We start from the raw sequence: 6,307 nt of genomic DNA, 5'->3' as shown, positions 1-6,307 counted from the left end.
GGCGCCGTGCTCCGTCATTCCCTCGGCCTGGGCCGCCGCCGGCTCCGTCCGGTGGACCGGGTCGTCCTGGGCAGCGCCTGGGAGGGCCGCCCGTCAGCCGTCTCCGGGCACGACGCCAGCTACGAGAGCGTGGACGTGCGCGTCGGCACGTACCTCCAGCTGTGCGCCGGACGACGCCGGATCACGGTCCACTGCCGCAACGCCGGCGTGGTGCGGACGACCTGGGCCGGCTGGGAGCAGGGCCGCAAGCGCAAGCGCCTCGACATCACCCTCGACGCGGCCGAGTTCGTCGCGCTGCAGCTCGCGCTCTGGGAGCTCGGCGTCCTGGCTCCCCGCGCGGCCGGTGGGGGAGACGGGGATCTCCCGTGACCTCGACCCTCATCGTCGACGGCGCCAACGTCGTGGGTGCCCGGCCGGACGGTTGGTGGAAGGACCGCGCCGGCGCGGCCCTGCGGCTGCACGACGAGCTGCTCGTCGCGGACATCGAGTACGACGTCGTCGTACTCGTGCTCGAAGGGCAGGCCAAGGGCGGCGTGCGCGCCGGCCGCGACGCCCACGTGCGCACCGTCCATGCTCCGAAGGACGGCGACGCCACGATCGTCGAGGAGGCTCGCAAGGCCGTCGAGAAGGCCGCCGCGAAGGGCGGCCGGGTCGTGGTGGTGACAGCCGACCGCGCCCTCGACGCCCGCGTGCACGGCGCGGGCGCCACGACGCTCTCACCCACGTGGCTGCTCTCACGCCTCTGACACGCGTCTCGGATTGGTAGCGTCGGCAAGGTGAGCGCGCTGAGGTTCTCCGGTCCGGTCCTGCCCGACGGCGACGTACGGGAGGTGTTCGTCCTCGACGGCACCATCACCTACGAGCGGCCGGCAGGCGCGGAGTCGGTCGGCGAAGGCTGGATCGTGCCCGGGCTGGTCGACGCCCACAACCACCTCGGGCTCGAGGACGGGGGAGCGGTCTCCGACGAGGCGATCGAGGAGCAGGCGCTGGCCGACCGGGCCAACGGCGTCCTCCTGCTCCGGGACTGCGGGTCACCCGCCGACACGCGCTGGGTGCACGGGCGCGAGGACCTGCCGCGACTGATCCGCTGCGGACGCCACGTCGCGCGCACGCGGCGCTACATCCAGAACTACGGCGCGGAGGTCGAGCCCGACGGCCTGCCGGGCATCGTGGGGGAGCAGGCGCAGGCCGGGGACGGGTGGGTGAAGCTGGTCGGTGACTGGATCTCCCGTGATGCCGGGGACCTGGTGCCGTCCTTCCCCGATGACGCCGTCGCTGCCGCCATCGGGGTTGCGCACGCGCACGGCGCGAAGGTGACCGCCCACTGCTTCGGCGAAGCGTCCCTGTCACCCCTGCTCGACGCCGGCATCGACTGCATCGAGCACGGCACCGGGCTCACCGAGGCGCACATCGCCCAGATGGTCGCCAACGGTGTCGCGCTGGTGCCGACGGTCCTGCAGACCGACAAGTTCCCCGGGTTCGCCGACGCCGGACGCAGCAAGTTCCCGACGTACGCCGCCACGATGGAGTCCCTCCACCGCTCTCGCCGCGACGTCCTCATGAAGGCGTACGACGCCGGGGTGGCCCTCTACGTCGGTAGCGATGGTGGCGGGTCGACCCGCCACGGAGTGCTGCACGAAGAGATCCGCGCGATGGTGGAGATGGGCCTGCCGGCCGAGTACGTCCTGGGCGCCGCGTCGTGGCGCGGCCGGGCCTGGCTCGGCTGGAACCCCGGACTCGACGAGGGCGACCCCGCCGACTTCGTGGTCTACCCGCGCGACCCGGTCGCGGACCTGTCGGTGCTCGCCGAGCCGTCGTACGTCGTCCTGCGGGGCAAGGTCGTCAGCTGACCCCTTCGGGCAATGATCCGATCGGGATGTATCAGGGCGGCGGGTAGCGCCTCCTCACGGTGAGTGGCACAAGTCACTCCCGTCCCTGGAGGAGATCACCATGCCCAGCTTTCCCGACAACCTGGCCCACCCGTCCGGTGTCCCGCTCTCGCTGAACCCGGACCGCGTCCTGCTCGCGCCGCGGTCCACGCCCGTGGCCGGCGGCCAGGGCGACGTACTCGCTTCCCTCGGGCTCGTTGCCGAGGGCGGCGAAGGCGCCGCCGAACGTGCGGTGGCGGATGCCTCCGAAGGCGCCGTTGCCGACAAGCAGCCCGTCAACGCGGGACAGGACTTCGTGTTCGCTCGGACCGCGGACGGTTCGGCCGTCGACACGGACGCCCTCGACGCGGCGACCAGCGGTGGCTCGGTCGCCTGGTCCTCGCCGGTCTACACCGCAGACTTCGGTGCCGGCGCCGAGGAGCTCTCCCCGGCCGCGGACGCCGTCGTCCTGCTGGACGCCGACGTGGCGACCCCCGAGGACCTGGCTGCGGTCGAGGCCCTCGGCCTCGAGCGCGACGAGGTCCGTTCGTCGCTGCTCGGCGAGCTCGACTACTTCAAGGTCGTGGACCCGGCGGCGACGCCGGCGTACGACCTGCCGGAGCGGATCACCGCCGCGCTCGGCCGCGAGGTGGAGGTGCGTCTGGAATGGGTGCCGCTGCGCGTCCCGGTCGCCCACACCCCCAACGACCCGATGTACGTCGACCAGTGGAACCTGCGCCAGATCGGCGCTGGTGGCACGGGGACGTCCGGCTGGGACCTGACCATGGGTTCGTCCGCCGTCACCGTCGCCATCCTCGACGAGGGTGTCGAGCTGGGGCACCCCGACCTGGTCGGCGCGTTCCTGCACAACGGCATCAACCTCGGCACGATGTCGGGCACGGGTGCTCCCACCGGCAACCACGGCACGCCCTGCGCGGGCATCGTTGCCGCGCGGACGGGCAACGCGGTCGGGGTGGCCGGTCTCGCCGGCGGCTGCCGCCTGCTGCCGATCGCCTTCGACCGGTGGACCGACACCGAGGTCGCGGCGGGTCTTCGCTACGCCCGGCTCCAGGGTGCCCAGGTGGTCTCGATGAGCTTCGGGTGGAACGCCTGGAGCCACGCGGTCATCGATCCGGCGATCCAGGAGGCCCACAACGCAGGCATGATCATGTGCGTCGCCACGCACAACCAGAACACCCTCAACGGCATCACCTACCCGGCGACCAACCCGTTGGTCATCGCGGTCGGCGCCAGCGACCAGGCCGACAACCGGAAGTCGCCGAGCAGCCCGGACGGAGAGGGCTGGGGGTCCAACTACGGCCCGCAGATGTCGGTCGTCGCTCCCGGCGTCCGGATCCCGAGCACGGACCGCCTGGGCAGCAGCGGCTACACCGGCACGGCCTACACGGGCACCTTCAACGGGACCTCTGCGGCGACCCCGCACGTCGCGGCCCTGGCGGCGCTGATCCGTTCGCGGAACTCCTCGCTCAGCAACGTGGCGGTCCGCAACATCATCGAGAAGACCGCGGCCAAGGTCGGCACCGTGCCCTACGCCAACGTGTCCGGCCACCCGAACGGCACCTGGAACAACCAGATGGGCTACGGCCGGATCGACGTGCACGCCGCCCTGATCGCCGCTCGCCGTGTGGTCAAGCGGTACTTCGAGAACGACCTCGTCAAGCACGTGCGCGACAACGTGCTCATCGAGAAGCGCGTCAAGGAGATCCGCGAGATCGACGACTACAAGATCGCCGGCCGCGAGATCGACGACATCTTCAACCCCGGCGAGATCCTCGTGAACCCGGTGCTCGACGAGGTCGACGGCATGAAGGAGGTCCTCGAGCGCCTGGACCGGATCGAGAAGCGCGTGGGCAGCCTCGGCAGCCCGTTCGTCGAGGCCGAGGACCGGCCGGACGTGTCGAGCGAAGTGGTCGAGGCGGCCCTCGCCTCGTCCAACGGCAACGGACCGTCGTGATCCTGGTCCTTGCCTCCCAGCAGGACCCCGGCGCGGCAGCGCTGGCCGCGGGGTGGGCGGGCGCACGCCTGCTCACCCCGGCGGACCTGTCGCTGCCGGGCTGGGCGCTGGCTGCCGGCCCGTCCTCCGGGGCGGGCCCGGCTGCCGGCCGTGGGGTCGCTGACGGCGAACCGTTCGCGACCGGACGGGTGCGCTGCCTGGTCAGCCTGCTCGCGAACGTGGAGGCCGGTGAACTCACCTGGATCGCCCCGGAGCACCAGGAGTACGTCGCCTCGGAGATGACGTCCTTCCTGGGGCACTGGCTCACGACCCTCGAACAGCGCTGCCTGGTCGCGCCGTCGTACGCGAGCCTGGCGGGGCCTTGCCCGCCCGCCGCGGCGTGGGCCGCGGCCGCGGGGCTGCCCCTTGTCACCGACGAGGACACGGACTCCCCGCGAGTGCTGGTGACCATCGTCGGCGACCGGGTCTTCCGCGTCGGTGGACCGGCCACCTGCGACATCGATGAGGCACTGGCGCGGCACCTCACCACCATGGCTGCGTCGTACGACGTCCCACTCCTCTCGGCCGTGGTCGCTCGCCGCACCGCCACGGCGCCGCCGCACCTGGAGGCCGTTCTTCCGGCGCCGGTGGTGCGCACCGCCGGGGTGCGGTCGGCCGTGCGTGCCCTGGTCGAGGAGGTGGCGCCGTGATCGTGCTCTACGGGCTGCGCTCGGACGCGCCCCTCGAGAACGTCCGCCAGCTGCTGGCCGACCGCGGCACCCCTCACCTGTTCCTCGACCAGGCCTCCTGCACCCGGGTCACGGTGCAGCCGGTCGGCGCGCGGCTCGCGCTCCGGGTCGGCGACCTCGAGGTCCCGGTGCAGAACCTGCGCGGCGTGTACCTCCGCTCCTATGACCTCGGCGACGCCGTCGATGCTGCCGAGCGCGACCGTCTCGCCCGGCTGTCCTTCGGGCTGCGGGAGTGGGCCGAGGCGGTGCCCGGCCACGTGCGGGTGGTCAACCGGCCCTCGGCGGGACTCAGCAACCACTCGAAGCCACGCCAGTCCGCCGTGATCGAGCGGCTCGGGTTCGCCGTGCCCGAGACCCTGCTCACCACGGATCCGGACGCCGCGCAGGCGTTCGTCGCCCAGCACGGGCGGGTGATCGTGAAGTCGATCAGCGGGACCCGCAGCATCGTCCGGATCGTGGGGCCAGACGACGACCTCGGCGCCGTGCGCTGGTGCCCCACCCAGTTCCAGCGGTTCGTGGCCGGCGTGGAGTATCGCGTCCACGTCGTGGGCCAACGGCTGTTCGCCCACCGGATCCGTTCGCAGTCCGTCGACTACCGCTACGGCGGGTTCACCCTCGAACCCGCGGACCTCCCCGCCCCCGTCGCGGCGCGTTGCCACGCCCTCGCGCGGGCCCTGGGACTGGAGCTGGCCGGCATCGACCTCCGCTTCGGGAGCGACGGTCGCTGGTACTGCTGGGAGGCCAACACCTCACCGGCGTACACGAGCTTCGACGGGCCCGACCGCGAGATCGCTTCCGCCCTGGCCGACCACCTGTCAGCCGATTCGTGAAGGCCGCCGGTCATCTGGCAGACTTGGTGGCTGAGTTCTGCGACGTCGGTCCCTCTCAACCGCCATCGTGGAACCCATCCGAGTCCGGGCCCCGGTGTCCCCACCTGGTAGCCCGTGCCTCACCCACCACAAATCGTCAAGGAGACACCACAAACGTGGCCGTCAAGATTCGTTTGAAGCGCCTGGGCAAGGTCCGGGTTCCGCAGTACCGCATCGTCATCGTCGACTCGCGCAAGAAGCGCGACGGCGCCGTGATCGAGGAGATCGGCAAGTACCACCCCAAGGAGGACCCGTCGTTCATCGACGTCGTCTCCGACCGGGCGCAGTACTGGCTGGGTGTCGGCGCGCAGCCGACCGAGGCCGTCGAGGTCCTGCTCAAGATCACCGGTGACTGGCAGAAGTTCAAGGGCATTGACGGCGCCGAGGGCACCCTCAAGGTGAAGGAAGCCAAGCGCGCCAAGCTCGACATCTTCAACGAGGCCCTCAAGGAGGTCGCCAGCGAGCCCAAGGCCGCTGCCACGACTGCCAAGAAGAAGGCTGCGAAGAAGGACGACAAGGTCGAGGAGAAGGTCGAGGAGGCCGCCGCCGAGGCGCCCGCCGAGACTCCTGCCGAGGCCCCCGCCGAGGAAGCTCCGGCCGCTGACGCTGCCGAAGCCACCACCGAGGCCTGAGCAGATGCTCGCCGACGCGCTGGAGCACCTCGTCCGCGGAGTGGTCGACCACCCCGATGACGTCGTCGTGCGCGACAAGCAGCTGCGCCGTGGTTCGGTGCTCGAGGTCCGGGTTCACCCCGACGACCTCGGCAAGGTGATCGGCCGGAGCGGTCGCACCGCGACTGCCTTCCGCACGGTCATCTCCGCGCTCTCCGGCAACAGCGGCACCCGGGTCGACTTCGTCGACACCGAC

General features: G+C 71.5%; 8 protein-coding genes. All 8 read left to right on the top strand.

The window, feature by feature from the left end; all coding sequences use genetic code 11:
- The coding region (locus tag ACOADB_RS03600; RefSeq protein ID WP_378596565.1) for a hypothetical protein at positions 1-369 on the top strand (369 nt) is incomplete at its 5' end.
- Positions 366-746 (top strand): hypothetical protein, encoded by a 381-nt coding sequence (locus ACOADB_RS03595; RefSeq protein WP_378596564.1) that lies wholly within the window; start codon positions 366-368, stop codon positions 744-746. The genes ACOADB_RS03600 and ACOADB_RS03595, both read left to right, overlap by 4 nt.
- 30 nt (positions 747-776) lie before the next feature.
- A complete protein-coding gene (locus ACOADB_RS03590) occupies positions 777-1,850 on the top strand; it encodes an amidohydrolase family protein (RefSeq protein WP_378596563.1) in 1,074 nt (357 codons plus the stop codon).
- 100 nt (positions 1,851-1,950) lie between these two features.
- Positions 1,951-3,843 (top strand): S8 family serine peptidase, encoded by a 1,893-nt coding sequence (locus ACOADB_RS03585; protein WP_378596562.1) that lies wholly within the window; start codon positions 1,951-1,953, stop codon positions 3,841-3,843.
- Entirely contained in the window at positions 3,840-4,532 is a 693-nt protein-coding gene (locus ACOADB_RS03580; RefSeq protein WP_378596561.1) for a hypothetical protein, read from the top strand. Before ACOADB_RS03585 ends, ACOADB_RS03580 begins: the two co-directional genes overlap by 4 nt.
- On the top strand, positions 4,529-5,401 hold the full coding sequence (locus ACOADB_RS03575; RefSeq protein WP_378596560.1) for an ATP-grasp domain-containing protein: 873 nt from the start codon (positions 4,529-4,531) through the stop codon (positions 5,399-5,401). Before ACOADB_RS03580 ends, ACOADB_RS03575 begins: the two co-directional genes overlap by 4 nt.
- 155 nt (positions 5,402-5,556) lie before the next feature.
- Positions 5,557-6,072, top strand: a complete 516-nt coding sequence (gene rpsP, locus ACOADB_RS03570; RefSeq protein WP_378596559.1) for a 30S ribosomal protein S16 — start codon at positions 5,557-5,559, stop codon at positions 6,070-6,072.
- Positions 6,073-6,076: 4 nt separating this feature from the next.
- Positions 6,077-6,307 (top strand): RNA-binding protein (locus tag ACOADB_RS03565; protein WP_378596558.1); only part of this gene is annotated, 231 nt, incomplete at its 3' end.

It is taken from the genome of Nocardioides sp. CPCC 206348, from assembly GCF_048654705.1.
Lineage (GTDB): Bacteria > Actinomycetota > Actinomycetes > Propionibacteriales > Nocardioidaceae > Nocardioides.
This window is presented reverse-complemented; position numbering and strand designations above follow the sequence as displayed.

Excerpts from the sequence above, each read along its gene's own strand:
- ACOADB_RS03585 (WP_378596562.1), top strand. The coding sequence starts at position 1,951 with ATGCCCAGCTTTCCCGACAACCTGGCCCACCCGTCCGGTGTCCCGCTC.